This is a genomic window from Pseudanabaena sp. PCC 6802, assembly GCF_000332175.1.
Lineage (GTDB): Bacteria > Cyanobacteriota > Cyanobacteriia > Pseudanabaenales > Pseudanabaenaceae > PCC-6802.
Genome location: NZ_KB235914.1, coordinates 3,656,382 through 3,681,616, shown reverse-complemented (window position 1 = coordinate 3,681,616; position 25,235 = coordinate 3,656,382). Strand labels below are relative to the sequence as shown.

Annotated in this window: 28 protein-coding genes, 1 tRNA gene and 1 pseudogene; 11 read left to right on the top strand and 19 right to left on the bottom strand. The window is 46.9% G+C overall.

Going from position 1 to position 25,235, the window contains the following annotated elements:
• Positions 1–12: 12 nt before the first annotated feature.
• Together PSE6802_RS30065 and PSE6802_RS0122900 are read left to right on the top strand one after the other, a co-directional pair.
• Positions 13–1,128 (top strand): annotated as a pseudogene (locus PSE6802_RS30065) (group II intron reverse transcriptase); the annotation flags it as partial.
• On the top strand, positions 1,082–1,657 hold the full coding sequence (locus PSE6802_RS0122900; protein ID WP_083901736.1) for a hypothetical protein: 576 nt from the start codon (positions 1,082–1,084) through the stop codon (positions 1,655–1,657). The pseudogene PSE6802_RS30065 and the gene PSE6802_RS0122900, both read left to right, overlap by 47 nt.
• A gap of 142 nt (positions 1,658–1,799) precedes the next feature.
• Here PSE6802_RS0122900 and PSE6802_RS0122895 read toward each other — a convergent pair whose 3' ends face one another.
• Both PSE6802_RS0122895 and PSE6802_RS30060 read right to left on the bottom strand, forming a co-directional pair.
• Positions 1,800–2,591, bottom strand: coding sequence for an IS5 family transposase (locus PSE6802_RS0122895; protein ID WP_019498649.1), 792 nt, complete (start codon positions 2,589–2,591; stop codon positions 1,800–1,802).
• A gap of 74 nt (positions 2,592–2,665) precedes the next feature.
• Positions 2,666–3,076, bottom strand: coding sequence for a hypothetical protein (locus PSE6802_RS30060; RefSeq protein WP_019502365.1), 411 nt, complete (start codon positions 3,074–3,076; stop codon positions 2,666–2,668).
• On the opposite strand from PSE6802_RS30060, the gene PSE6802_RS35985 reads away from it, so the two are divergent.
• Positions 3,047–3,247, top strand: a complete 201-nt coding sequence (locus PSE6802_RS35985) for a hypothetical protein (protein ID WP_026103490.1) — start codon at positions 3,047–3,049, stop codon at positions 3,245–3,247. The genes PSE6802_RS30060 and PSE6802_RS35985 overlap by 30 nt on opposite strands.
• Positions 3,244–3,708 carry an HNH endonuclease gene (locus tag PSE6802_RS0122880; RefSeq protein WP_019502363.1) on the top strand — a complete coding sequence of 155 codons (465 nt, stop codon included), beginning with the start codon at positions 3,244–3,246 and terminating at the stop codon, positions 3,706–3,708. The genes PSE6802_RS35985 and PSE6802_RS0122880 overlap by 4 nt, the downstream gene beginning before the upstream one ends.
• Position 3,709: 1 nt before the next feature.
• Here PSE6802_RS0122880 and PSE6802_RS30055 read toward each other — a convergent pair whose 3' ends face one another.
• The 3 genes from PSE6802_RS30055 to PSE6802_RS0122865 all read right to left on the bottom strand — a co-directional run bounded on the left by PSE6802_RS30055 (position 3,710) and on the right by PSE6802_RS0122865 (position 4,872).
• Entirely contained in the window at positions 3,710–4,132 is a 423-nt protein-coding gene (locus PSE6802_RS30055) for a LexA family protein (protein ID WP_019502362.1), read from the bottom strand.
• An 88-nt stretch (positions 4,133–4,220) separates the two neighbouring features.
• The gene (locus PSE6802_RS0122870; RefSeq protein WP_019502361.1) at positions 4,221–4,427 is read right to left on the bottom strand and encodes a hypothetical protein; all 207 of its coding nucleotides are present in this window, start codon (positions 4,425–4,427) and stop codon (positions 4,221–4,223) included.
• A gap of 28 nt (positions 4,428–4,455) precedes the next feature.
• Positions 4,456–4,872 carry a helix-turn-helix domain-containing protein gene (locus PSE6802_RS0122865; RefSeq protein ID WP_019502360.1) on the bottom strand — a complete coding sequence of 139 codons (417 nt, stop codon included), beginning with the start codon at positions 4,870–4,872 and terminating at the stop codon, positions 4,456–4,458.
• A gap of 51 nt (positions 4,873–4,923) precedes the next feature.
• Between PSE6802_RS0122865 and PSE6802_RS0122860 the strand changes: the two genes are divergently transcribed.
• Positions 4,924–5,178, top strand: a complete 255-nt coding sequence (locus tag PSE6802_RS0122860) for a hypothetical protein (protein WP_156815636.1) — start codon at positions 4,924–4,926, stop codon at positions 5,176–5,178.
• Between the two features lie 23 nt (positions 5,179–5,201).
• Here PSE6802_RS0122860 and PSE6802_RS0122855 read toward each other — a convergent pair whose 3' ends face one another.
• Both PSE6802_RS0122855 and PSE6802_RS0122850 read right to left on the bottom strand, forming a co-directional pair.
• Positions 5,202–5,693 (bottom strand): hypothetical protein, encoded by a 492-nt coding sequence (locus tag PSE6802_RS0122855; protein ID WP_019502358.1) that lies wholly within the window; start codon positions 5,691–5,693, stop codon positions 5,202–5,204.
• The gene (locus PSE6802_RS0122850) at positions 5,674–6,237 is read right to left on the bottom strand and encodes a hypothetical protein (RefSeq protein WP_156815635.1); all 564 of its coding nucleotides are present in this window, start codon (positions 6,235–6,237) and stop codon (positions 5,674–5,676) included. Before PSE6802_RS0122850 ends, PSE6802_RS0122855 begins: the two co-directional genes overlap by 20 nt.
• 841 nt (positions 6,238–7,078) lie before the next feature.
• On the opposite strand from PSE6802_RS0122850, the gene PSE6802_RS0122840 reads away from it, so the two are divergent.
• Complete coding sequence (locus tag PSE6802_RS0122840) at positions 7,079–7,693, top strand: DNA cytosine methyltransferase (protein WP_019502355.1); 615 nt, start codon at positions 7,079–7,081, stop codon at positions 7,691–7,693.
• 19 nt (positions 7,694–7,712) lie between these two features.
• Complete coding sequence (locus PSE6802_RS0122835) at positions 7,713–8,039, top strand: hypothetical protein (protein WP_019502354.1); 327 nt, start codon at positions 7,713–7,715, stop codon at positions 8,037–8,039.
• 49 nt (positions 8,040–8,088) lie between these two features.
• On the opposite strand, the gene PSE6802_RS0122830 is transcribed toward PSE6802_RS0122835, so the two are convergent.
• Together PSE6802_RS0122830 and PSE6802_RS30050 are read right to left on the bottom strand one after the other, a co-directional pair.
• Positions 8,089–8,160 (bottom strand) — tRNA-Thr (locus tag PSE6802_RS0122830).
• Positions 8,161–8,457: 297 nt separating this feature from the next.
• Positions 8,458–8,853, bottom strand: coding sequence for a hypothetical protein (locus PSE6802_RS30050; protein WP_019502353.1), 396 nt, complete (start codon positions 8,851–8,853; stop codon positions 8,458–8,460).
• Between the two features lie 373 nt (positions 8,854–9,226).
• Here PSE6802_RS30050 and PSE6802_RS0122820 point away from each other — a divergent pair, with 373 nt between their 5' ends.
• Complete coding sequence (locus PSE6802_RS0122820; RefSeq protein ID WP_019502352.1) at positions 9,227–10,624, top strand: aspartate ammonia-lyase; 1,398 nt, start codon at positions 9,227–9,229, stop codon at positions 10,622–10,624.
• A gap of 198 nt (positions 10,625–10,822) precedes the next feature.
• On the opposite strand, the gene PSE6802_RS0122815 is transcribed toward PSE6802_RS0122820, so the two are convergent.
• The 9 genes from PSE6802_RS0122815 to PSE6802_RS0122770 all read right to left on the bottom strand — a co-directional run bounded on the left by PSE6802_RS0122815 (position 10,823) and on the right by PSE6802_RS0122770 (position 18,661).
• Positions 10,823–11,038: a Uma2 family endonuclease gene (locus PSE6802_RS0122815; protein ID WP_019502351.1), complete on the bottom strand. Its 216-nt coding sequence runs from the start codon at positions 11,036–11,038 to the stop codon at positions 10,823–10,825.
• Positions 11,039–11,118: 80 nt separating this feature from the next.
• Positions 11,119–12,234 (bottom strand): hypothetical protein, encoded by a 1,116-nt coding sequence (locus PSE6802_RS0122810; protein ID WP_019502350.1) that lies wholly within the window; start codon positions 12,232–12,234, stop codon positions 11,119–11,121.
• 43 nt (positions 12,235–12,277) lie between these two features.
• The gene (locus tag PSE6802_RS34555) at positions 12,278–14,140 is read right to left on the bottom strand and encodes a magnesium and cobalt transport protein CorA (RefSeq protein ID WP_019502349.1); all 1,863 of its coding nucleotides are present in this window, start codon (positions 14,138–14,140) and stop codon (positions 12,278–12,280) included.
• The gene (locus PSE6802_RS0122800; RefSeq protein WP_019502348.1) at positions 14,141–14,716 is read right to left on the bottom strand and encodes a class I SAM-dependent methyltransferase; all 576 of its coding nucleotides are present in this window, start codon (positions 14,714–14,716) and stop codon (positions 14,141–14,143) included.
• Positions 14,682–15,053, bottom strand: a complete 372-nt coding sequence (locus PSE6802_RS0122795) for a 2Fe-2S iron-sulfur cluster-binding protein (RefSeq protein ID WP_019502347.1) — start codon at positions 15,051–15,053, stop codon at positions 14,682–14,684. The genes PSE6802_RS0122800 and PSE6802_RS0122795 overlap by 35 nt, the downstream gene beginning before the upstream one ends.
• A gap of 13 nt (positions 15,054–15,066) precedes the next feature.
• Positions 15,067–16,071, bottom strand: a complete 1,005-nt coding sequence (gene thiL / locus PSE6802_RS0122790) for a thiamine-phosphate kinase (RefSeq protein ID WP_019502346.1) — start codon at positions 16,069–16,071, stop codon at positions 15,067–15,069.
• Between the two features lie 82 nt (positions 16,072–16,153).
• Entirely contained in the window at positions 16,154–16,552 is a 399-nt protein-coding gene (locus PSE6802_RS0122785; protein WP_019502345.1) for a DUF4189 domain-containing protein, read from the bottom strand.
• 93 nt (positions 16,553–16,645) lie between these two features.
• Complete coding sequence (locus tag PSE6802_RS0122780) at positions 16,646–17,044, bottom strand: DUF4189 domain-containing protein (RefSeq protein WP_019502344.1); 399 nt, start codon at positions 17,042–17,044, stop codon at positions 16,646–16,648.
• A 447-nt stretch (positions 17,045–17,491) separates the two neighbouring features.
• A complete protein-coding gene (locus tag PSE6802_RS0122770; RefSeq protein ID WP_019502342.1) occupies positions 17,492–18,661 on the bottom strand; it encodes a hypothetical protein in 1,170 nt (389 codons plus the stop codon).
• Positions 18,662–18,756: 95 nt separating this feature from the next.
• Between PSE6802_RS0122770 and clpP the strand changes: the two genes are divergently transcribed.
• Complete coding sequence (clpP, locus tag PSE6802_RS0122765; RefSeq protein WP_019502341.1) at positions 18,757–19,353, top strand: ATP-dependent Clp endopeptidase proteolytic subunit ClpP; 597 nt, start codon at positions 18,757–18,759, stop codon at positions 19,351–19,353.
• 197 nt (positions 19,354–19,550) lie between these two features.
• On the opposite strand, the gene PSE6802_RS0122760 is transcribed toward clpP, so the two are convergent.
• Entirely contained in the window at positions 19,551–20,594 is a 1,044-nt protein-coding gene (locus PSE6802_RS0122760) for a glucokinase (protein WP_019502340.1), read from the bottom strand.
• Between the two features lie 599 nt (positions 20,595–21,193).
• Here PSE6802_RS0122760 and PSE6802_RS0122755 point away from each other — a divergent pair.
• Together PSE6802_RS0122755 and PSE6802_RS0122750 are read left to right on the top strand one after the other, a co-directional pair.
• Entirely contained in the window at positions 21,194–22,822 is a 1,629-nt protein-coding gene (locus tag PSE6802_RS0122755) for an iron uptake porin (protein ID WP_019502339.1), read from the top strand.
• Between the two features lie 407 nt (positions 22,823–23,229).
• Positions 23,230–24,978: an iron uptake porin gene (locus tag PSE6802_RS0122750; protein ID WP_019502338.1), complete on the top strand. Its 1,749-nt coding sequence runs from the start codon at positions 23,230–23,232 to the stop codon at positions 24,976–24,978.
• The last annotated feature ends 257 nt before the right edge of the window (positions 24,979–25,235 follow it).

Genomic DNA, 25,235 nt, shown 5'->3' with positions numbered 1-25,235 from the left:
CAAGAGGTCTATTGTCTGGCTAAGTTCGCCTTAGAACCAGCACACGAAGCAACCTTCCATGCTAGGAGCTATGGATTTAGACCAGGACGCTCGGCACATGATGCCCAGAGACTTTTGTTCAACAATTTAAGCTCCAGAAGCAATGGCATAGGTAAAAGAGTGATTGAGCTTGATATCGAAACATGCTTCGACCGCATCAACCACAAAGCAATAATGGACAACCTAATTGCCCCATCAGGGCTAAAGCTCGGCATATTCCGATGCCTAAAAGCAGGAACCAGTGTTGAATTTCCTGAACAAGGAACGCCTCAAGGCGGAGTGGTCAGTCCTCTATTAGCGAACATTGCCCTAAATGGCATAGAAGATATGCATCCATCCATCCGCTATGCTGATGATATGGTGTTTATGCTCAAGCCAGAAGACAACGCAGACTTGATACTGGTCAAAATCAGCCAGTTCCTTGCCAAACGAGGCATGAACATTAGCCAAAACAAAACGCAGCTAACCGCAACGACAGATGGATTCGATTTTCTCGGTTGGCACTTTAAAGTCCAAAACAACGGCAAGTTTAGAAGTTTCCCTTCAGTGGACAACTACAAAGCTTTCCGCAAGAAAGTCAAAGCCATAGTCAACAACTCAAACTATGGTGCAGAGGTGAAAGCTCAAAAGCTAGCGCCGCTCGTGAGAGGATGGAGGAGATACCACAGGTACTGCAAGATGGATGGGGCTAAGCATAGCCTATGGCACATCAGTCACAGGGCATGGAAGGTATTCAATCAGGAGAAGAAGCAGGATCGATACTCAACCAAGCAGTTGATTGAGAAAGCATTCCCATCTGTTCCTTACTCTGAAAACAAACACGTAAATGTCAGAGGAAATAAATCTCCCTTTGATGGCGATTTGGTCTACTGGAGTGAGCGAAACAGCAAGCTCTATGACGGTCAAACCTCTAAAGCCCTAAAAAGGCAAAACCATTCATGTGCTTCCTGCGGTCACAAATTATTATCGGACGAAAGAGTTCATCTCCACCATGCCGATGGCAACCACAACAACTGGAAGAAAGAAAACCTGTTAGCGATTCATGAGAGTTGCCATACCTATTTCCACATGGGCAAAAGCGCAAGCTAGAGAATATCGGGAGCGCAGTGCGGTGAAAGTCGCACGCTGCGATCTAATTGGGAGGGGCAGGAAGTCATATTCCTCCTCGACCCAACCTGCCAAGGGCAATGTCATCAGGCAAACCGACATCCTCACAGGCGAAGTCACAGCCTACACCTGGGATTATCGAAACAGGTTGACTCAGATCACAGAGAAAAATTCTGCTGACACGGTAATCAATCAAAGCAACCAGACTTACGATCCCAACGATCTAAGGATTGGCAGGACTGCAAACGGGACGACTGAGCGATATATCTACGGGCAGAATCAAAATATTGGTTTGAAATTCGATGGTAGCGGTACGCTTACTAATCGTTACTTGCATGGCAATAGTATTGATGAGATTTTGGCTGATGAAAGTAGTGGTAGTACGCTGTGGACGTTGAACGACCATCAGAATTCTGTACGCGATCTGGCAGATAGTAGCGGCACTCTGAAGAATCATCTTACTTATCACGACTTGGAAGGTTATTCAAGCCGAGGACAGAATGTCAGATGAATCTAAGAACCCATTTAGGAAGTCGCAGTTGCCAGATTTCTTAGCATTTTGCGGATTAAAGCCAAGTAAATAAACGATTCAGACATTTGCTCATAAAATTCATAATCCTTGCTTAGTCTACGACAATTACCTAAGAACCCATTTAGGAAGTCGCAGTTGCCAGATTTCTTAGCATTTTGCGGATTAAAGCCAAGTAAATAAACGATTCAGACATTTGCTCATAAAATTCATAATCCTTGCTTAGTCTACGACAATTACCTAACCAAGCAAAGGTTCGCTCTACCACCCAACGCTTTGACTCCACTACAAAACCTTTCTGATTGTCTGCCCGTTTGCTAACTTCCCAAAGCCATCCGAAGTTGTCGTTGACCCATTGTGTGATTTCATCACCAGAGAATCCAGCATCAACCAGAATTTTCTCTAATCGTGGTAATGGAGATGTGAGATTCTGTAACAACTGCTTAGCTCCTGCTCTTTCACCGATGTTAGCTGCACACACCAACACCTTTACAACTAAGCCCAAGGTGTCAACCATAGCGAAGCGTTTTCTGCCCTTGATTTGCTTACCGCCATCAAAACCTCGACTGCCCGCACTTTCTGTTGTCTTCACACTCTGGCTATCGATACTCACCAAGCTTGGGGTCGCCTCTTTACTAACCTTTTCCCTAAATTGTTGGCTCAATTTGCGATTAATCTCCTCCAGTAGCCCAGTTCTTTCCCACCTTTGCCAGTAGAAATAGACCGTTGAGTAAGGCGGAAAGTCATGGGGTAGATTCTGCCATGTACAACCATTTTTGAGTATATAGAAAATGGCATTCAGTAACTCTCGCATATTTGTTTTGGGTGGCCTACCCCATTTTGATGGTTTGGGTAGCATGGGTGCGATAATTTCCCATTCTTGGTTGGATAAATCGGTATTATAGGATCGGCGCATCTCTTCAGGTTTATACTAGACTTCATCAGTATTTATACCTGCTTTTGGTGCGCCTTTTACTTCCTAAATGGCTTCTAAGCAGGCATAAGCACCTCCAATACCTGAGCTATAGAACGTCCGTTGGCAAACAAGCCATGAGCCAACTCCAGTAGTTGAGCAAGCGCTTCACGCGAGAGGGAATGGAGCTTCTGCCCGATGGTTTGCGTTCCCTTAGCAAACGAAAAACTTTCCGATTTTCCGCCCGAGCCCGTTACGCGTTGGAGCAAAGACTGCGCTAGACAACATAAACGCAAGTGGCGTTTGACCGCTTGCTGGTTGCGTACCTGAGCCGCTTCCAATCCTGTAACTTGCTTGCAGAACTCATGAAAGACTTCACAAGACCAGCGATAGTTCCAAGTTTCCATGATGCGCGTGCTTTCCCAATGTTGGGCATCCGTGAGTAAAAAGCGCGGGGCATCACCCAAGTCCGGGTCGAGCGTATCCACAACCTGAATCTGTTTAAATTTACGCCAGAACTAGGCGATCGCATGAACGAGCTACTTAACAAGAAAAAAGCTGACGCGCTAACGCAAGAGGAATCCGCCGAACTCGATGCCATTGGCGAGCTAGACACGATCTTCAGCTACATTAATGCTATTACTGCCTCGCAATCGTGACCATTTCAAGCAGTACGCAGGAATTTGTAAGGCAACGGGCAAACTATCGTTGTGAATATTGCCACTATCCTGAATTTCTCAGTACATCTCCTCTAACCATCGACCATATCCAGCCTCAATCTCTGGGCGGCAGCGATGATGCTGATAACCTGGCTCTGGCTTGCCGCCGCTGCAACGAGCGCCACTACAACTTTACCTTTGGCATCGATCCAGATTCGCAACAACAAGTAGCTCTATTTAATCCAAGACAACAATCCTGGTCGGAGCATTTTATCTGGTCAGTAGACGGCTCAAGAATTATTGGCACGACACCTACAGGAAGAGCTACTTGTCATCGTCTGGCTCTCAATGACGACCGCAGAAGCGATCGCTTCATCCAGCAATCGCGCAAGCTCTGGGTTCGGGGTAACTGGCATCCTCCCAAGGAAGATCCTCGCCACTCACCACCCCAAACACTCTAAATTAATACGGTCTGTACATACCTATTACCACCCCCTGAATAATCAGATCGATCTCAGGATGGATCGCAATCGGCTGATAGTCTGGATTCTCAGGCAATAACCTCACCTGTCCGTCTCGCCTGTACAGTCGCTTAATCGTCTGCTCGCCATTAATTGCCGCTACTACAATCTTGCCATGTACGGGTTCGATAGATTTATTCACAAAAACTATATCTCGATCGACGATACCCACACCACTCATCGAATCCCCAGCCACCACTAATGCAAATGATGTCTCAGGAAGAAGCCCCAGCGCTGCTGGAACCTTGATGCTACTCTGAACGTAATCGTCTGTAGATGAAGGCTGTCCCGCCGAAACAGGGCATAGAAACAGAGGTATTTCTACCAGAATCGAAAAATCGATGTCAGAAGGATTGATAGGCATAATAGGACTCGGAATACTGTACTCTTATCAAAGCATAAAAATCCCAGCCGATCTAGTCCCTTTTCATCCGATACAGCGGAATTGTCACCTATTTAGTCAGATCTATCTCGACCCGCTCCAGTTTGATATCCCGCTTCGGCGGGTCGAGAATTACGGGTAACGTCCTGTGGACAACCTCATTGTTGATGGCAATGGACTCCAACTGCCCGAAGTAAAGCAGCAAAATCTCCACCTTTGTCTTTAACTTTGTCGCGATCGCCTCAGAACCGGAAATGGATAAAGCCCGTTCCTGCAAAGACCAATCGCACAGACTCAGTAAAAGTTCAAGGCTCCTGAATCTTTGTTTTGGTGCCCATATTTCTCTTGGTTCCATCGCGCGCCACCAACTCTTTCACAACAACAGTTAAATCCTCGATCGCCTCGCGCAGTTCGTCGATTTCTTTCTTGATTTGCCGATTTTCTGCCTCCAGTTTAGCCGCCTGCCCCTTGGGCAAACTCGCACCTCGCGTTCGTGCTTTCGACTGATACGCGGCAAAATCCTCCAGATTAAATTGCCGACGCACTTCCGCCGCAGACTTGCCCATGTACTGAGCGATCGCCTCAATCGAGCGATCCTTCAATATTTTCTTACCCGATAGCCAATCGCCAACAGCCTGGCGAGCCACGCCCAGCACTGCCGCAAACCGATTAGCCGAACCATGCTTGTCCACTTCGGACTGCACCCACTTTTGCAATTCCATGAATCTAACTTGCTAGCGACCAGACTATATCTTGCCATAGACGGGAAAGAGATGCTAGTCTGTCAACACCACGCTAGTAGCAGGTATATGGTAGTGGCCGCTGAAAGACGACCCCAAATCTTCAAGTCTGGTGAAACCGAGATGATCCGCATCCCTAAATCCATCAGGAACGAGGTCATAGCTCTGATTAACCGCGAGTGCGCTCGCAAACTCAATGCTATGGCTCAAACATTCCAAATGCTATGGCTCAAACATTCCAAATGCTATGGCTCAAACATTCCAACATATTTTTCTTCCAACTATTGAAAAATCACATGAGGAAACAAATTCTACAAGTTGTCAAGATAGAGCTTTTGAACCTGAGTTGCGATTTTTCGCACTTCAGATAGAGGAATTGGCAAGCCAAGAGTATTATAGCCACGATTGGGAATTTGTTTTTCAGAGTTTTCTCGATATTTCCTCCAAATCAAAGCGCGTAAACTTGGTGGCTTAATAATAAGAATCTCTTGATCGGGAATCAAGAATATCCAGTAGTCAGCTTGTGAACTCCACCCCCACCCTGGAATACTTTTGCAATCTATGGAAACCGTCTCAAAGAATAAGTTGCCAGTTCTCTTAGCAGCTAAGTCAAACTTGTATTCAACAGTGATAACAGAGCTATCAGGACGAGTTAGAATTCGATCTATCCCAACTCCTTGATATTTTGGATCGTGAGAAACATCAGTAATTTTGTACGTAGTTCCTAACCATCGATCTAAAATCTGTTCCCCTTTTTTGCCGATTTCATGTTGGACATTGAAATCATATTGCTTGGCTTGCATAGATGTAAGGAATATAAGGTTGAAGATGTTTTTGTCCTTGACGACGTATAGGAATACCTGCCATTCGTGCAACCCAGTTTGTTAGTCCTCTAATCGACTGCGCTCGTCTGGGAGCTGTAGTCCCTCCACATTCTGAGATCTCTAGTTGCTTGAAAATTTCCTGGATCAACTCCTTAGTTAGTTCTTTCTCACCATTAGTTGTCTGTTCAATGATAAGTTGAATAGGAGCAAATCCAAGCAGTGCTTCAGCAATAAGGCGGTGAGTAGTGTCTTCATCACCTCGTTCTAAGCTAGCTTGAATTCTCGGGGCACATTTGTACACTTCAGAAGATTTTTCTTCTTTGATACCCTCAATCAACCTTAACTCTTTCAAAAATCTGGCAGTATACTGCCCATGTCGAGAAACGTATCTTTCTTTTAGTGCTTTACTGCCTGATGCTTTACCAAGCTTATATGGAGTGTTTTCTCCTTTATATATCAGTTTCAGAGGATTAATAATCCGATCAATACCGATTTGAGGGAGATAGATTTCGCGTTCATTCAAGTTTGAATTCATCTGAATAATTGTCCTCCAGTCAATATCTTGAGCGACCAACTGGAAGTCATAAAACTTGACAAGTTTTAGCTCTGGGGAAACAGCATATGTTAGTTCAAATGTCCTGCCCCTAATCTTGTGCATTGAGCCACTGACAACTGGATTGATCCCAAAATCAGAGGATGATTCTCCAGATTCCTTCAGTTGCTTGAGTGTAATTCCCCTGTCAACAAGTCATCCCAGAATGTGTCTCGATCGCAGAGTCTCTGTTTAACTTCATGAGTCACATAATCAAATCGAAACATTTTTCCTCCCTAAAGTTTAGAACTTTCAAGTTGAGTGGACAGAAGAAATATTATTTTGTCAGCATCCCCAATAACAGGTAGAGAGAGATACTGTGATAGCTTCGGACTAAGAAAAACTAAAACCCGTCTATTGTGAAAAGTTAGGTAGATACAATCTATTCCTGACTGTAAAAGTTCCCACGCCTCCGTCATCTGATCTCGAAATTTTGTTAAAGGCATCTCTTCTGACGCGGTGATAGGTATCTGTTCATTCACCAAATCATCTATGGGTAAGAGAAATCCAATAATTTCACCATAATAGGTCACTACGATTCGCTGCTTCCCCAACTGCACAAGTCGCCTAAGTTTAGGGAGTTTTACCCTCATCTCAGACATAGGGATCTGTTTGAAACTGTAGCTCATGATTTTAAATCCATGATGTTTTTGTCATGGCTCTCACTAGCTATTGGTCACAAGTAATAATGCCACAGGATGTTTAATTTGTCAATAATGAATTACGTGTTTTACGTTTTACGGCTGAAATCCTCTTCTATAGTAACTTCGCGATGCAATTCAACCTCATCATCACAGGCGGATCGCCCTGCCAAGACCTTAGCCTCGCTGGAAAAAGAACCGGAATTTCAGGCGGCCGAAGGCATTCGGAACGAAATCGCTCAGGACTCTGGTTCGAGATGCTCCGAGTCATCGAGGAGGCAAAGCCCAATTTCGTCATCTGGGAGAACGTCAAAGGTGCCTTCTATACGGGAGGGCTTGCCGAAGTTTTGCAAGGACTCTGTCAATTGGGCTATCGCTTCGATGTGGAGATCCTATCAGCAGCGGCAATCGGAGCGCCCCATCTGCGCGAACGTATCTTTGCGGTTGCCTACACCCGTAGCCTATGCGGGCAAGCGCCGCCCTGGTCAGACCAAATTAGATCGCAAATTGCGGCTGTTACCGACCCCGACGGCATCGCAGGGCTACGGACTGGTCAAGGAAATCAAACCATACTTGCCCCCTGGCGAGGTGTTGAACCCCCAATTTGTGGAGTGGCTCATGGGCTTCCCCGCCGATTGGACAGACTTGCAGCGATCGGCAACGCCGTTGTCCCTGCTTTAGCTGCGATCGCTTTGCAACGGGTTCTCTATCTCGAAAGTCACCACCATAAATCGAAGCTGAATTGATTGGGTAGATGAAATCATCATGCCGATCGAAGTTACAGACCAAGAATATCAAGCACTCAAGCTACTAGGTATTGGCAAGCTGACGAATTCAGTTTGGGTAGACAAGCATCAAGCAGCAAGAATTATTGGGAAGTCTACAGAAACACTTAAAAAACTGCGCGAGTCTGGTAAGTTGTTGGCTGGCATTCACTACCAGCACACGAGCAGAACCTCGATTCGATACAATGCCTACTTATTGCAAGATTGGGTAGCAAATCAGCACGATCCTAATTCTCATTTACGAGCTATCGAAAATTGGCAGAGAAGTCTACCCAGTAATCAAAGAAACTTCAATAAACCCAAATGAGTTTGGGTAGAAATTGGGTAGATAACTGAAGGTGATTTTCTCTAACTCAAGCCCTCAACGGGATTTGAACCCGTGACCTTCTCCTTACCAAGGAGATGCTCTACCCCTGAGCCATGAGGGCAACGCTTAACCACAGTTAAATGCGATTAATTTAGCTTTTAAATTATTACATACATACTTACGTTTTTTACAAGAAAGCACAAATTGCCTAATTTGGTTTAGGACATGGATCTTGCTCGGTACAGCTACTGCTATTGACCTATCGGGGACTTTCACCCTAACCTGGATTATTCATGCGGAATACAAAATGTGGAGACAAATGAGCTTGAAACGGTTTAGAATCAAGCTCTCTAAAACTTTTAAGGCTTAATTTATTATAGGGTGGGCATTTCCCCCACCTTCCATCAGTGCCATTCAACTAAGAGTCTTGTTTGAGCCTTACAAAAGCTAACGAGTTATGCTCCATTAGCACTTCTTCGATCGCCTGTATATATTGCTCTTCCTGTGCGATCTTCCGATCGCCCTTTTTAAGTGAGTTGCGCTCTAGCAAAGTTTCTTCGATCAATTGCCTGCATTGCTCTTCCTGTTGAGCAACCCTATGATTGACTCTGTTAGCCACTTGGGTGCTATAGGTATTTGCTACTTCCGCCGGAGTTTCCCATTCGCGATCGAAGGCTGGAACAGCAAGGGAGCAGGCTTCCCAGGTAGCCTCTACTAAAGCTTGTAGTTTCTGACAGTTGCCACCCCTCCTACCAATGGGATCGTAATGATGACAAAAACGACAAGTTAAACCTGAATTTGTAAAGAAATTCATTTATTGCAAAGCCATTACAATGTGTGCGTGTTTGCTCAAAGTGTGCTTAAAGCGATTCAGAATTTAGATACGTGCATAATTATGCAGTAGGGCTTAGGGAATCAATCACATTGGGATCGTTACTGGAATTATCATGCAGCGATCCCGAAGAAGAAGTTAATTTAATAATGTCTTCAAAATTTGATATTTCCCTTATTATTTGTGCTTATTATTCCCGTTCACCAGGCATGTATAAACACTCATCGCAAAAATCGATCTGGTTTGAGATCGGATGTGGGGGAAATGCCCCACACTGATACGCTTCCCTTGTATTAGCCGCGATCGCTCCTGCAATTGCTGTATAAATACTTAATAAATATCCGATCGATAACGTATGAACCAAAATCGAATTGAGCGAGACTCTATGGGCGAGATGCTCATACCTGATACGGCTTATTACGGCATTCAAACTGCTAGGGCGATCGCTAACTTCGAGATTAGTGGAATTAAGCCTTTACCCATTTATGTGGATGCTTGCCTGCTAATCAAAAAGGCGGCGGCACTGGTGAATGCCGAGTTAGGTTGCATTCCTGCGGATGTGGGCGCGGCGATCGCTACAGCCTGCGATCGGATCTTGAACGGCAATCTGCGGGATCAATTCGTTGTCGATATTTACCAAGCAGGTGCAGGTACGTCGCATCACATGAACGTCAACGAGGTGCTGGCAAATCTAGCTCTGGAGATCTTGGGCGATGTCAAAGGTAATTACAAGCGCGTTAGTCCCAACGATCTGGTCAACTACGGCCAGTCTACCAACGACGTTATTCCTACAGCGATTCGGGTTGGGGCGTTGATGGCGTTAGAGCGATTTCTGTATCCGGCTCTTTCTAGTCTTGAGGCTGAGCTGTCCCAAAAAGCCGAGGAGTTTCAGGATATTGTGAAGTCGGGGCGCACGCACCTGCAAGATGCCGTACCTGTCAGACTGGGAGATGAGTTTGGTGCCTATGCTCAGATTATTACCGACCACACACGACGGATTTGTCAAGCTGCTGACGATCTCAAGCAACTTGGTTTGGGCGGTAGTGCGGCTGGCACGGGACTGAATACCCACCCCCAATACTGCGATCGCGTCGCTGCCGTTCTGAGTGAATTAACTAAATTCAATTTGCAGCCAGCACCGCATCTGATGGCAGCCATGCAGAGTATGGCTCCATTCGTGCATGTATCGGGGGCTTTGCGCAACCTGGCCCAGGATTGCAACAAAATAGCCAACGATCTGCGCCTGCTCGACTCTGGGCCTAAAACAGGCTTGAAGGAAATTCAACTCCCCCCAGTACAGCCAGGATCTTCGATCATGCCAGGTAAATACAATCCCGTGATTGCTGAGATGACGAATATGGTCTGTTTTCAGGTGATGGGATACGACGCTAGCATTGCGATCGCGTCACAAGCAGGTCAATTGGAGCTAAACGTGATGATGCCCTCGATCGCCTATAACCTGCTACACAGTATTGAAATTTTGGGTAATGCACTGCAAAGCTTAGCGCAGAAGTGTATTAGAGGAATTACCGCAGTTAGCGATCGCTGCCTTGACTATGCGGAAGGCAGTTTATCTCTGGTCACGGCTCTAAACACGCACATTGGCTATCTTAATAGCGCGGACATTGCCAAGGAGTCGCTGGCGACGGGTAAATCCCTCCGCCAAATCGTCTTAGAAAAGGGTTTAATGTCAGAGGAGCAACTAGCAGAAGTCTTAAACCTCGAACAAATGAGCAAGATAATTCACAGTTGAATATAGCTATATTCAGAATCTGTTAGTACAAGAGGGTGTGGGGGCTACGCCCCCACGCAGAGGTTCTACCCCTGCCCCCCGTCCTAAGCCTGTTGGCTATAGCTATTGCTCCGGCAATAATACAGCCTGCATTTTTTAGGTAGTGACCCTTGAAACAACCGTATCTCCTGTAATATCTCAGGTTGCCGGAGCAATATATCATGCATTACTGATAATTTCGCTAATCGATACAGGGAGATCGGGAAAAGCTAGAGGATAAATCGTCCCACCAGTTAGGGTGGATTTCGATCTATATTCCCCATACTGGAGATCTCGAAATACGATAAGCTGCCTATTTCTGAGATCGACTACCCAATATTCAGGAATTCCTGCTTCAGCGTAGATCTTGCTTTTTATATCTAAATCCTTATCCAAACTGCTATCTGAATAAAGGATTGCTCTCTTTGCCTACTGTTCCCAGTATAGCTCGATTGCAGCCGCTATACCTCAATAAGCTACGATCTAATTTTTCTGAGACGCGCGATTAAGGCTGGGCGATTACTATAGTCTGACTTGAGCTTTTCAAAGCGTCGATCGAATTCCGGCAATCGCCCTTGATAGTCTGCAAGATCGAGCAAATCTTTGAGTAGGGCAGCGGCTTCATCATAAGGTTTAGCCTGCTTAAATTCGATTAGCTGCCCTACTCTTTGCCATGCTTCAGCTTCTTGGGGCGCTAGTGCTTCTAGTTCTTTAATGCGTTTTTTCTTTGCCGCATTTTGTTCTTTTTGTTCGCGCTTCGCTCTCAATGTATCGACGATCGCTTCTAATTCGGATAATCGGCGTTGACCTGGAGTGAATGGAGGAGAGGATCGACCTGCCCCCGCTAACTCCTTCAAGCGATTAATCAACTGCAGATCGGTATGGGGTTCTCGCTGCAAGAGTTTAAGCAGAAATTTCTGCTTCTCGGCTTCCGAAAGAGCAGACAACCAATTCTCCAAAGGCAAATCTGAAGATGCTTGGTGGCGAGTACTTGCCTGAGCCGCAGCATCAACTAAATCGGGATTGAGTTCTACTAATTTAATAAACGCTTCCAACGGTGGGGATAGCTGACTTAAATTAGGAGGAATTGGTGGTTCAATCGGATCGTCATCCAGCTCTTCTCCAGCTAGGTAGGGAGCTACTCGCAACCACACCAGGTACAGCAAGCGTAAATCTCCACTCAATAGATCGTTGCGCAGCGGCAGCAGCTCTGGCAACCACCCCTCACCTTCAACCCATCCAAATCCATCTTCCTCGATAATTTGAATATCAAGGACTATATATTTAGGGGTTGTGGTAACAGTAATCGCATTGGGCAGGTCATAGGGTACAAACCAACTCGGGTCAATAATCGCTTTGGGGAACCGAAACATTAGTTGCCAGGTACCCCAGTTAGCGATGTAAAACATGGCATCAAAATATTGGGTTAATATTTGCTCGGGCTTACCACGAAAATCACCAAAGTTATAAACAAAGATCGCTTGTGTGGGAGTGAGTTGAACCCGGCTAGATAGCTTTTTAATCTCCGCTTGTTCGCTTGTGGAGAGCGGGCGATCGATTGTCTGAAATTCGTAATATTGATGCTCGCTCATCTTTAACCTCCTTTATCCAATTGGGGAAATGAAATAGTCATAATTAAACTAATCCCATCTGTCCCATCGCTTTCCACAGATTGCTCCGTCGTTGGTGAACTACTTGCCACTGAGCCAAGAGAGTTGCATAGTCCTGTGGGGATAACTCCTTCAGAGTCAGCATCCAACGCGCATGTTCCTTATAGTCAGATTTTTGAGCAAACTCCGGCTTCGGGATAAAGTACTGCAGGTTGGTTTTCCAATAATTCATTACCCGATCCCACAAATCAGTCGGTGCGTATTGTTGAAGATACTCTTGCCGAGATCGATCGCTTTGTTGAGATGCCATTTGCGGATGAATCACAACCTGATGGAACTGAGGATAGAATGACTGCCTCTGGGGTTGGATTGCGACTAGATCTTTAGTTAAAAGTCGTAGTATGTCGTAGTTCTCACCTAACTGAGTTTTGTCTCCAGGTAGATTTGCAATCCATTGGGTAATTTTCTCCCCAAACCAGGTTGCTCCTTTTTGGGGATCGGCAATGCTATCAATCAGCCAGGGAACCCACCAATCATCGACTTTGACTGTGCCATATCCACCCCAAGCATGGGGTTTAGATTGGCGATCGATGTAACCTCGCCATGATGTAAACAGTGCTTGGTGCGTAGATTTAGATAGGGATACTTCAGCAAAGACCTTAAACATTTCCGACCAGTTAAACCACTCGGAGATCGCTGTCTGCTGAATCTCTAGAGCATTTGCTCGCTCTGTTTGATTTAACTCCAGTGTGGTTTGCTGGTAATAGCGCAATAGTAGAAGAATATTTTCCGACTCGCTCAGATAGTAAAAGCCCGAGCTAGACAGCAAAAGTGAAGTTTCAGGCATCCAATTCGCCTCTCCCCGATTTGATTTCAGAAATGCTCTCAGTGTTTCTGAAATCGCATTCAGACTTTCTGTATAGTTACGTGCGGTCAGTAAGGCATTAATAACGGGCAAACCATTTTGCCACCGTTGTGGAATCGTTTCGCGCAGATTATCCAAATAGACTTCAGGCGTAAATTGCTCGATAAGGTTTAGATAGAGATCGTACCAATGAGAATGGACATCACTCAGCACGCGACTCCATAGAGGAGTTTCTTTGTTCGCGTTTAATCCTGCTAAAATGCACCGCCGATCGGATTGAGATAACTGCACCAGGAAATCGGGAATTACATCACTATCAAACTTTACCTCTTGAAATTCTTGCTCGTACTGGCACATGTGTTGAGTAAAATCAAAGGCATCCTGTCCTTGTTGCTGAATAGTTAGCCATTCCCATTGCAGTGCGCAGTGGGTTAATTGCCGCTCTAAATATATTCCGTCGGTAATTTCCATCCAATCTGGGATGCTTGTCAAAATATCTGCCTCTGCATCCAAAAGGGCAGCAACAAAACTACGATCGGGTGTAAATCCATGCTCAAATGCGATCTGAACCATTGGCAGCATCTTGTCAGCAAGTTTCTCTAAATCCTCATTAAATGTGGTGGCATCAAAATAGGGTGGCTCCCAGTGCTCTTCTTGGACAATATACTTTCCCTCTTCTTGGGCAGCTTCTTCTACGATCGCATCCCAATCTTGCCATAGTTCAGACCAGATCTGCGCCTGTTTAGCTAGCGAAACAGTTTGCTCGGTTGGAGCATTTGTCTGAGCTGGCCTATCTGTAGGTGGTAGAGCCAGAATTTGCTTTATAACTTGTTGCGTGTTAGGAGAGAGCTGAGCGATCGCTTGCTCTTGCAATTGAGGGGGTAAAACCTGAAACAAAGCATCAATTAGCTGCGCAACTTCCGATTGTGCGAGCGCATTGAGGAGGCGATCTGCCAAGTCATGACCTGGGAGATCGTCAGCGTCACTGGAATTTGTTAAATTTCCTTTATTCTGGTGTGGCATTTATTGATATAGCCTCGCTCGAACGCGATCGCTTTCTATCTCATCTAGAAAAGTCCATCCCCATTCTGGTTTTAGTTGTGGGGATTTATTAGGGGTAATTACCACCAGGCTATGCGCGATTTGTCTGAGTTGATAAACAACTAGAGGTAACCAGGATGAGGGAATTAAATGTAGGGCAAAACTGCAAACAATTAAACTATAGTACCTGTCACTAAGCATACCAGCGGCAATATCTTCAAAGCTATAGGTTTCAGCTTCTAGACCCGTGCGGTGCTGATAGGCTGCATAGGTGTAGGGATCGATCCCAGTAATATTTGCATAGCCTGAGCCGCGTAGAGCCAGAGTTACTTCACCGCTACCGCAAGCTAAATCTAACACCCGATCGCAATTTAATTGCCAGCGCTCGACTGCGGATGTAACTAGAGCCACGATCGCGCTTTCATGGGGATTGCGATATTCGGCACCAAATTGTTCGTAAAAACCGCGCACGCTATGCTGTTCGTACTGCTGCCGAATTGGAGTTGGCGGCGGTACGATGGGTTTATGTTTCCGATTGGCGATCGCTTTGGCTTTCACTTTTCTTTAACTCCGGCACGGGTGCATAAAGAGAGGACTTGTATAAAACTCCTTCTTGATGAGTTTCTAAGGTGCAGTCCGACAAGGCATAGGCAACACAGGTAATGGCATAGCCAGCGGCAATTTCCTCTGGGCGCAGAAACTTCTGCTCGCTTTGATCGACCTCACCGATCGCTACTTTAACAATACAAGCAGAACAGTTACCTTGACGGCATCCGGCGGGCAATCTAATTCCCTCTGCGATCGCCATATCCTGGATATATTCGTCATCTGGTACCGCGATCGTGCGATCGAGACCTAGCGAGGGATTGAGCAGACGTACTTGATAGACCGCCATAATATGCCAATATCTACTGGCTCTGGAAATGTTGAAACGTGCTTTGCCAAGCTAAACCTTCAACGCGATCGCCACTGATAATCTCCCCTATAATAGCTGCCTCTGGCAACCGTGCTACTAAGGCTTTTGCTACGCGAGGGGGCAAGCACAAAACCAGTTCAAAGTCCTCACCACCATACAGTACCCAATCTAATGCCCGATCGCCTGCCAGGGGTTCTATTACTTCTGGGATTGGAATTTCCTGCCAATCTAAACGAGCGCCGACACCACTGGCACGACAAATTTGCAGAACTGCATCTGCAAGCCCGTCACTGCTATCCATACCCGCCAGTCTAATAGGAGGCGATAGAGCTTGTTCTTGCAAAATCGACCAGATTAATGGTGGGACATCCAAACGAGGTGTTGGCCTTTGATGCGATCGCACTAAACTAGAGATGATTTCCTCTCTGAACGAGGAATCTGATAATCGATCGGCCAATTCAGGATGTAGTAGTAGTTCTAGGCCCGCTTTGGATAGTCCGTGGTTTCCCGTAATCAGAATTAGATCGCCATCTTGTGCTGCGTGTCTTTGGATAACTCGACCCCGCATCACCGTGCCAAAGGCCGTGACGGATATGCAAGTATGGGGCGATCGCACCGTATCCCCTCCCACTAACTGCACGCCATACTGTTGCAAGCAGTCGTGGAAGCCCTGATAGACAGATTTAATCCAATCCACTGAAGTTGTGGGGGGCAATCCTACCGCGATCGTCACGCCCCAAGGCTGGGCACCCATAGCAGCCAGATCTGATAAGTTAACTGCCGCTGCTCGCCAGCCCACATCTCCGGCACTGGTAGTAGCATTGCTGAAATGCACGCCATCAACAAGCATGTCCGTCGTTACTACCAGCTCGCGATCTTCTGGCAACGCTCCCATCACAGCGGCATCGTCGCCAACCAGGTCAGAGCAAAAGGGGCGAAACAGTTGCAAAAGTCCCTGCTCGCCCACATCTCGAATTAACGGAATTTCCACAAGCACTTACTAGTGGTCAGCTTTTTGACAACATTAATAATATGCACGCATAGGGGGGTATTTGCCAGACAACTCCAGCAGTAAAGTTTTAGTTGCCAGTACAAATTGTTCTGGTGACCCGACAACCGCTGCCTACGCTGTTGCATGAATCGATCGCGTAATCTTGGGATAAAGCTCTAGTCGTACCCCAACCAGTCCCGGCACCACCATCGTTAGACTCGGCGATACTGCCGCAGGCATTTCTAAACCACAACAAAGCTTCGCAATCACCAGCTCCAGAGTAACTACTACATTCGGCGATCGCTCTTCTTTCAGCTTCATAGCGAGTGCTATAGTTCCACGAAAATCCTTTATCTCCGGTGGAACGGGAACGGGCTATTGCCCCGTATAAATCTCCTGCAGAAGCAGCCGCCGCACTCATTGCTACCATTGGCACTGCCATCACTCCGGCCAGAACTAGATGTCGACCTAATTGACGCATCATCATGTAAGTTATCCCTATTAGTTATTTGTGTATGCTTAATTTAGGAGGTACTTTGCGGTACTTTTCATAATTCTTCCCTGCCTCCTAAAAAGCAAATCACCGACCAGTGCAAATTGTTCTGGTGACCCGACAGCCACTACCTACACCGCTGCATGAATCGATCGCGTAATCTTGGGATAAAGCTCTAGTCGTACCCCAGCCAGTACCAGCCCCACCATCGTTAGACTCGGCTATGCTGCCACAGGCATTTCTAAACCACAGCAATGCGCGGCAATCACCAGCTCCAGAGTAACTATTACATTCGGCGATCGCTCTTCTTTCGGCTTCATAGCGAGTACTATAGTTCCAGGCAAAGCCTTTATCTCCTGTGGAACGGGAACGGGCGATCGCGCCATATAAGTTTTGTGCGGATACCGCAGTAGCACCCATTGCCATAATCGGCATTGTCACAAGTCCAGCCAGAACCACCTGCTGTAATAACTTACGAGTAGTCATAACCAAATTACCTCAACCTTAATATCTAGAAAATATAGAGGATGTTTAACAATCGCTTGGTGATGTTTAACGATTGTTTTACGTGCTTTAAGCATATATAGCAGCAAACTGGTTTGTGAGATGGGGCTGGAGGTGCTGCGTCCCTATGAAGGGCTGCTATCCCTGTACCCCTTAATTTCGTAGTGCTATAAGCTTAATTACCAATATTCTCGATCGCTCCATCGCAGATTTCTGTGATTTGAGTTATTAGAGTATTGTGATTTCGATCCTGGAAGTTAGCGATCGCGATCGCATATATAGCAATCACAAATGATTTGTGAAAAAGGGGATGTGGGGCTGCGCCCCACGCAGGGGAGGCAGGGCGGTCTTGGGGGTTTCCCCCTAAAGCCACTGCCGTGTTCTACCCCACCCCGTTCATAAATGATTTAGCATCGCTATAGCTATCAGCTAAGAACTACGGCGCAACATTTGACATAATTTTCGCCATAAACTAACCAGCCATTGCTCGAACCTAGCGATTAAGCGATCCAGGCGATGGATAAACTCCATAATCGGACTGTAAACATAGCCAAGAAATGTAGCTTGAGTTTCAATCCAGGCTTGTAAGGTACGATAGGGTTCTTCGGGTTCTAAGTCTGGAACTTCTTCTAACCAACCACTCAAGTCAGGCACTATCTCTCCAGGAGAATCGCTACTAGGTGTAATAGCCGTATCGCTTGCCTCACTGCTGGTTATACTACCAGTCGCACGTCTGGTTATGCTACTCGATCGGCTTTCTGCTGCTATTGCTGGGGTTGTCGTAGCAGAGCTGCGTTGGGAGAGCGATCGCTCGCGCTTGCCAGTAAAAGCTTGTTGGGATTGCTTCACATGTGCGGGTAACTGCTCGTGCGATCGCTCCGCATGTCGCTGTTCGATTTGAGGCCAAGGCTCGCCATCATCAAACAGATCGGCCATGGTCAACCAGGGCTGCGATGGCACTTCCGCAGTTTCAAGCTGTGGCTTAGTCGTTTTTTTACCAAAGAAATAGTCGATTGCGGCTTTAATTAAGCGACGGATGCGCTCCAACTGTTGTTCGTAGGCGATCGACACTAATTTAAAGGCTTTCGGGTGCCCAAGATTGGCTGGCGGCTGCCAGATTTGCGGAAAAATATTGGTGCGGGGCGCTATCTTTGCCTGCTCGGCTTGAGATGGAGGCAGTTTGGGATTGCTACTTTCTGGATTAGCCCCTAACTGAGGCCGATCGCCTTCTATACCGATTTCTCGATCGATTTCCGGGTCGGTTCGATCGGATGCCGATCTAGCCGTATATAGATCGGTGGATTCTGCCCATACCACCAATTGCTGAAATGGTCGAAGCAGCAGCGGCGGTTTTGTACTATCCGGACGCAATTGAAGATCGCTGCGTTTGGCAGCGGTTGCAATCAGGTATACGGGATAGAGCACGACCTTTGCTACCTGCTTGGTAACCTGTGCCCAAACTTCGGATGGTCGCAGTAGTGGCCGATCTCGCTTGAAGCGATCGATAAACCGCTGACAAGCCCATCTGGCCCGACGACCCAGTTCTACGGGCAATGAGCGATCGACAGAATTAAACAACCAACTTTGAAAACGCGGCATACTGAGCAAACTTCCTCAATCTAATTCTGCCATGCGTCATAACGCTATATGCTAAAGAGCTAAAATATAACTACTTGAAATTATTAAACGTCATTATGATCCCAACCGTCATTGAACAGTCTGGCCGTGGAGAGCGTGCCTTCGATATTTTCTCTCGCCTGCTAAGAGAGCGGATCATTTTTTTGGGCCAGCCCATCGATGACACTATTTCAAACTTGGTAGTCGCCCAATTACTGTTCCTCGAAGCAGAAGATCCTGAAAAGGACATTTTTGTCTACATCAACTCTCCTGGCGGCTCCGTGACCGCAGGCATGGCAATCTACGATACCATGCAGCACATTGGCCCCGATGTTTCTACCATCTGTGTGGGATTAGCTGCCAGTATGGGGGCATTTTTGCTAGCAGGTGGAACTAGCGGAAAGAGATTATCCCTACCCCATGCCAGAATTATGATCCACCAACCTCTAGGTGGCGCTCAAGGTCAAGCAACTGATATTGAGATTCAGGCAAAGGAAATTCTCTACCATAAAAATCGCATTAACGAACTGCTCGCATTCCACACAGGTCAACCGATCGATCGCATTATGCAAGATACGGAGCGCGACTTTTTTATGTCTGCTGCAGAAGCGGAAAGCTATGGGTTGATCGACCGCGTTGTCGTCAAACGCCCCATGGCAGAAATAGCTGCCTAGGGGGTAATACCAATCCGCGTTAGTTATCCCTAATATTGCCTGACGATGGGAAGTCGCGGCTACACGAACAAAGTCCGCCTGCGCGGACTTCAAGTGAAAGGGAGTAACTCAACAGGATTTGGGATAATATCTATCATCCATTGGATATTAGGGCAGACTCCCATAACTAAGCGTCGATCGCCTATGGGAGGCTGCCCTTAATCCTCCAAGCAAGCTCTTGTCGCATAAAGCATCGAGCCAATCAATCCTACCTCTGGATTCAAAATGATGTGGACGGGAACATCCTTCAAAATCGGTTGCATTCTCCCCTTCTGCTGAAATGCCATCATAAATTCGCCCTGTTCCATCAGTGGCAAGATCTTAGCCGCCACACCACCAGCAATATATAACCCACCATAGGGGAGCAACTTGAGTGCCAAATTGCCTGCCTCCGCACCATAAGCCCGTACAAACATCTGCATAGTTTGTACCGCTAAGCGATCGCGCTTTTCAATTCCGGCTTGAGAAATAGCAGCGGCTGGAGAGAGAGCTTGCTTACCCTGTTCCCAATCTCTTACGATCGCATCGAGTCCAACCTCATCAGTGGCAAATTGGCTATCTCGAAGAAACTGATAAATTGAGACTATTCCCTGTCCGGACACTACTCGCTCGACGGATACGCGCTCGTGTCTTTGCAAGAGATATTGCAGTAGATCTATTTCCAAGCGATCGCGCGGAGCAAAATCAGTATGTCCGCCTTCCGAACTATAAACCTTGTAGCCGCTCCCATCCCAGATCATGAAACCCTCTCCCAGTCCCGTACCAGCTCCAATCAACCCTATGGGGGCATGTGGTTGTGATTCCCCAACCTGGAGCGTATGCAAATCCTGGGGAGCAAGCCCTTCAATGCCGTAGCCTACAGCCGCAAAGTCATTGATTAACTCTACCCGCCCAATGCCCAAAGCTGCCGCAAGGCGATCGCCTTGCAACGACCAGCCCAAATTTGTCAGTTCTGAAGTACGATCGACCACTGGCCCAGCAATGCCAAAACAGGCAGTTTTCGGCTGCGGCAAATATCCCAAGCTAGCCTCCGACGTGGTCAGGAACTTCTGCACGATTACCGTTAAATGCTCGTAGGTGTTGCTGGCATAACTCGCTTCAAATAGGAGTAAGGGCAGGTGCCCATATTTGGAAGTTGTGGTGTCTGCCAAACGCAGTAAGGTTTTGGTGCCACCCACGTCGCCAGCTAATACTATTGCCATACCGAATTCAGATTTTCCTAGATCGTTACAAGGTTATATAGCAATCCAAAATGATTCGTGCAAGTTAGCAGCCAGCGGTCAGCGCAGAAATTTTACAACTCAAATAGGAGTGCTATAGCAATGTACGAGCGCATTAATGCGCTATTCTAGCTGGAGTTATGAAAACCTTAGCAATTCAACACGACCAACTGCTTGTCAAGAATTCATCACACGGCAATAAATTTAAATAACCTTAAATAACCTTAAATAACCTTAAATACAATTACCCACCTCTAAGAACTCGCAGAATCGAGCTTTGTCGGAGTTAACCATTCTTAACATTTACTTAACTTGAATGCTTGAGATGCTAGCATGAAACGCCTATATCTATGCTAATCTGGCTTAAGCTAGAAGAATGAGTTATGAAACCATCTATAGCAAAGTAATCTGCTACATTTGGCTTACTAATATCTAGACTCTAGAAGTCAGACAAATTGTGCCCTCCTGTGCTACGCCTATCTCAAAATAGAAGAAACGAGATTGTGAGGGTATTCACTAGTTCCACTACTAGTCCAAATACAACGTTCAATAGCTAATTGCTCTCGTGAGGAGTAGAAATCATGAAAAATTACCTTAGGTTAGCAGGCGGTATCAGTGTCCTGACTATGGCCGGTCTAGTGGCAGGCAGTCCGGTATTAGCCGAAACTACAGCAGAAGTTACTCAACCAAACCAGGTTAGCCAGGTTACGGAAGTACTGAATAACAATGAGGTTCTATCTCAAAATGTTACTTCTGTTTCGCAACTAAGCGACGTTAAGTCCACCGACTGGGCATTTACGGCTTTGCAGTCCCTGGTCGAGCGCTACGGATGTATTGCTGGTTATCCCGATCGCACCTATCGCGGTCAACGCGCCATGACGCGCTTTGAGTTTGCTGCAGGTCTCAATGCTTGCTTGGACAAAATCAACGAAATCATCACGGCTGGTCTGGCAGATAAAGTCAGTAAAGAAGACTTCGCCGCCGTCCAAAAACTGCAAGAAGAGTTTGCAGCCGAACTAGCTGCCCTGAAAGGTCGCGTAGACACCTTAGAATCTAAGACTGCAACTCTAGAAGCACAGCAGTTCTCCACCACAACTAAACTCAGCGGTCAGGCCATTTTTGCTGTTACTGGCTCTAGTGGTGGCAATAACAACAATACCAACACGACTTTCAATTCCAGAGTTCGCCTTGACTTCAATACCAGTTTTACCGGAGATGACATCTTAATTACCCGACTGCAAGCTGGTAACGGTGGTTCGACTGCCGGTAATATCATTGGCATTGCTCCGGCTGGCGACCTTGGCAACATTGGCTTTGACACATTTGCCCTGGACTATGCTGGGGTTGGATCTAACTTTGGCTTGCAAAAACTGGTTTATGAATTTAAACCATTCAAAGATCTCAAGGTCGCTATTGGTCCTGCAATCAACGTTTGGGATTACGTTGATGTAAATAGCTTTGCCAACAACGAAGCCGTTGACTTCTCGTCTACCTTCTTCATCAACAATCCATTGATAGTGCTGATTAACCCATTCAATGGCGTACCCGGTGCTGCTCTCGATTGGAACCCTGGTGGTGGAGCATTTAGCCTCCGAGCCGTGTATGCTGCTGCCAATGGCTCGATCGCTTCTTCAGGCAATAACGGTACTGGCGCTATTACCAACCGTGGTTTATTCGGCGACCCCTACCAAGGGACGATCGAACTTGAGTTCGCGCCTAAGGATGGCGATAAGAAAGGCCCATTTGCTTTGCGTCTGCAATATACCAGAGGTGCAATCAGCAATGTGGATATTAACTCTGGCGGGGTCAACGTTGAGTGGGCGTTTGCGAAGGGTGCAGCTTTGTTTGGTCGCTATGGCTTCGGCAGTATAGATGGTCGTGGCGTGCCGCTTAGCGCTACCGCATCATCCTACAGCAACTTTGTCAACCCCGGCACAGGCAACAACATTAACCCTCAAACCTGGATGTTTGGGTTTGCCTTCCCAGACTTATTTAAGCCAGGCTCTCTCGCCGCGATCGCTGTGGGTCAGCCATTCATTACTAACCAGGTGGGTAACAGCACTCAAACTAACCTGGAGTTGTTCTACAACTTCCCCATCTCTGACAACATCAGAATCACTCCCGACCTCCAGTTCATCTTTAACCCCAACAACAGCAGTGCCAACAGCACGGTTACAGTTGGAACAATTCGGACTGTATTCAGCTTCTAAGCTAGTTAGTGCTGGGATCCGCATTTTATCGTAGGGTCAGGTTTTGCCAAAAGCTTGACTGCGAGCCAATAACGGCTCTACTAAACCTGACCTTACAGGTATCTGCCAGTCAACCAGCTAAGCAGGTTTCGGGTTAAAAGTAGTTAAAATTTCAGGCATTCTCAATACTGAGAATGCCTTATTTATTGTTGTCCCTAAAAAGCTGACTGCCGAAAGCCAACCGCTATAGCCGTAGACAGATCTGTTAGGACAGGGGGTGTGGGGGCTGCGCCCCCACGCAGGGGTGGAACCCCTGCACCCCGTCCTAAGCCTATTGGCTATAGCTATAAAAGCTATATGAGTATTTATTCAGTGCTAAGATAATCCCCATAGTGATATACACCGACAACTCTTGTGAGGGGAGAGAAATGAAGAATTATCAGTTTAGTCTGGCTAGTTGCCTGGGCGTGATGGCGATCGCTGGATTATCTGCCAGTTGCCCAGCTTTAGCTGAGACTACAAATACAAATGCAAATGAAACATCGCCTGCAACTACAACTGTCGAGCAGTTGACGCAGAAGATGGATGAAAATTCCAGTCAAGTTGCCCAAAACGTGACCTCTGTGTCTCAGTTGAGCGATGTCAAACCTACCGACTGGGCATTTACAGCGCTGCAATCCTTGGTAGAACGTTACGGCTGTATTGCTGGCTACCCCGATCGCACCTTTCGCGGCCAGCGTTCCCTAACGCGCTTTGAGTTCGCCGCAGGCTTAAATGCTTGCCTGGATAAAATTAACGAAATTCTCACGGCTGGTTTGGCAGATAAGGCTAGCAAAGAGGATCTAGCTGCCCTCCAAAAGTTACAGGAAGAATTTGCCGCAGAACTAGCTGTAGTCAAGGGACGGGTCGATGCCCTAGAGTCCAAGACCGCCACGCTAGAAGCCCAACAGTTTTCCACCACAACTAAACTATCCGCGCAAGCGATCTTCGCCATCACAGGTGGCAACGGCGGTGGCGGGCGCTTTTTCAGTTCCAATGTCGGCGCGCTACCCGGTGCGGCTGGCAATGGTGCCTTCAGCATTCCTTCCGGGAATGTTAACACCACCTTCAACTCCAGAATTCGCCTTGACTTTAATACCAGCTTCACTGGTAGCGATCTCCTGATTACGCGCTTAGAGGCAGGCAATGGTGGCGGTACCGCAGGTTCCATCCTCGGTAACGTACCAGCAGGTGATGTGGGCAACCTGGGTTTTGATACCTTCGGTCTCGACTATGCTGGCGCAAGTAGCAACTTTACCCTGGCAAAACTGCGCTACGACTTTAAATTGGGGCAGGATCTCAAGGTTTCCGTGGGACCCGTTATGCACGTCTACGACCACGTCGATCTAAATAGCTTTGCCAACAACGAAGCAGTGGATTTCTCGTCCACCTTCTTTATTAATAATCCCCTGACAGTCCTGGTCAATCCACAAACAGGCGGCGCAGGCGCAGCTTTTGACTGGAATCCGGGGAATGGGCCATTCAGCATTCGAGCCGTATATATAGCGGCAAATGCCTCCGATGCTGCGGCTGGGTTGAATAGATCGGCGATTAACTCCGTCGTCACCACGGGTGGCATCGTCACCAATCGCGGCTTGTTCGGCGACCCATACCAGGGCACAGTTGAATTGGAATTTGCACCCAAGGATGGCGATAAGAAAGGCCCATTTGCAATTCGCCTGCAATACACCAATGCTTCTATCAGCAATCTCGACTTCAACACGGGTGGTGTAAATGTGGAGTGGGCATTTGCGAAGGGTGCAGCTCTGTTTGGACGCTATGGATTTGGCAGTATCAACAGTCGCAATGGCGTACCAGTTAATGCCAATCCTGCACTCAACAACTTTGTCAACGCCAATGCTACTTCCACCAGTATCAGTCCGCAAACCTGGATGTTTGGATTTGCGTTCCCAGATCTGTTCAAGCCAGGCGCTCTAGCTGCGATCGCTGTGGGTCAGCCGTTCATCTCCAGCCAGGTGGGTAATAGTTCTCAAACTAATTTGGAATTGTTCTACAACTTCCCAATTAGCAACAATATTACAATTACGCCTGATATCCAGTTCATCTTTAATCCCAATAACAACAGCGCGAACGGCACGGTTACAGTTGGGACATTGCGCACAGTGTTCACTTTCTAGAGTTCGTAGTTTCTCTGAGTTTTGACGTGCAGATCTCCACGACCTGCACGTTTTTTATTGGGAGTAGCGATACAAAGTCCTGGGTTGCTAATACCAATTCTTCAAAATTGAACTACATATCAATCTACGTACGGGCGAACGGCCGTTCGCCCCTCCAGTAATCTGTAATTTTACTTTAGAGAATTGGTATAACCCCTTTTTCCTTGACAGCCCGCGCAAGCGGACTTTGCTCGTATAGCCGCGATTTCCAATCGCCA

Excerpts from the sequence above, each read along its gene's own strand:
- PSE6802_RS0122900 (WP_083901736.1), top strand. The coding sequence starts at position 1,082 with ATGAGAGTTGCCATACCTATTTCCACATGGGCAAAAGCGCAAGCTAGA.
- PSE6802_RS0122895 (WP_019498649.1), bottom strand. The coding sequence starts at position 2,591 with ATGCGCCGATCCTATAATACCGATTTATCCAACCAAGAATGGGAAATT.
- PSE6802_RS30055 (WP_019502362.1), bottom strand. The coding sequence starts at position 4,132 with ATGCCTATCAATCCTTCTGACATCGATTTTTCGATTCTGGTAGAAATA.
- PSE6802_RS0122865 (WP_019502360.1), bottom strand. The coding sequence starts at position 4,872 with ATGGAATTGCAAAAGTGGGTGCAGTCCGAAGTGGACAAGCATGGTTCG.
- PSE6802_RS0122860 (WP_156815636.1), top strand. The coding sequence starts at position 4,924 with ATGCTAGTCTGTCAACACCACGCTAGTAGCAGGTATATGGTAGTGGCC.
- PSE6802_RS0122855 (WP_019502358.1), bottom strand. The coding sequence starts at position 5,693 with ATGCAAGCCAAGCAATATGATTTCAATGTCCAACATGAAATCGGCAAA.
- PSE6802_RS0122840 (WP_019502355.1), top strand. The coding sequence starts at position 7,079 with ATGCAATTCAACCTCATCATCACAGGCGGATCGCCCTGCCAAGACCTT.
- PSE6802_RS0122835 (WP_019502354.1), top strand. The coding sequence starts at position 7,713 with ATGCCGATCGAAGTTACAGACCAAGAATATCAAGCACTCAAGCTACTA.
- PSE6802_RS30050 (WP_019502353.1), bottom strand. The coding sequence starts at position 8,853 with ATGAATTTCTTTACAAATTCAGGTTTAACTTGTCGTTTTTGTCATCAT.
- PSE6802_RS0122820 (WP_019502352.1), top strand. The coding sequence starts at position 9,227 with ATGAACCAAAATCGAATTGAGCGAGACTCTATGGGCGAGATGCTCATA.
- PSE6802_RS0122810 (WP_019502350.1), bottom strand. The coding sequence starts at position 12,234 with ATGAGCGAGCATCAATATTACGAATTTCAGACAATCGATCGCCCGCTC.
- PSE6802_RS34555 (WP_019502349.1), bottom strand. The coding sequence starts at position 14,140 with ATGCCACACCAGAATAAAGGAAATTTAACAAATTCCAGTGACGCTGAC.
- PSE6802_RS0122795 (WP_019502347.1), bottom strand. The coding sequence starts at position 15,053 with ATGGCGGTCTATCAAGTACGTCTGCTCAATCCCTCGCTAGGTCTCGAT.
- PSE6802_RS0122785 (WP_019502345.1), bottom strand. The coding sequence starts at position 16,552 with ATGATGATGCGTCAATTAGGTCGACATCTAGTTCTGGCCGGAGTGATG.
- PSE6802_RS0122780 (WP_019502344.1), bottom strand. The coding sequence starts at position 17,044 with ATGACTACTCGTAAGTTATTACAGCAGGTGGTTCTGGCTGGACTTGTG.
- PSE6802_RS0122770 (WP_019502342.1), bottom strand. The coding sequence starts at position 18,661 with ATGCCGCGTTTTCAAAGTTGGTTGTTTAATTCTGTCGATCGCTCATTG.
- clpP (WP_019502341.1), top strand. The coding sequence starts at position 18,757 with ATGATCCCAACCGTCATTGAACAGTCTGGCCGTGGAGAGCGTGCCTTC.
- PSE6802_RS0122760 (WP_019502340.1), bottom strand. The coding sequence starts at position 20,594 with ATGGCAATAGTATTAGCTGGCGACGTGGGTGGCACCAAAACCTTACTG.
- PSE6802_RS0122755 (WP_019502339.1), top strand. The coding sequence starts at position 21,194 with ATGAAAAATTACCTTAGGTTAGCAGGCGGTATCAGTGTCCTGACTATG.
- PSE6802_RS0122750 (WP_019502338.1), top strand. The coding sequence starts at position 23,230 with ATGAAGAATTATCAGTTTAGTCTGGCTAGTTGCCTGGGCGTGATGGCG.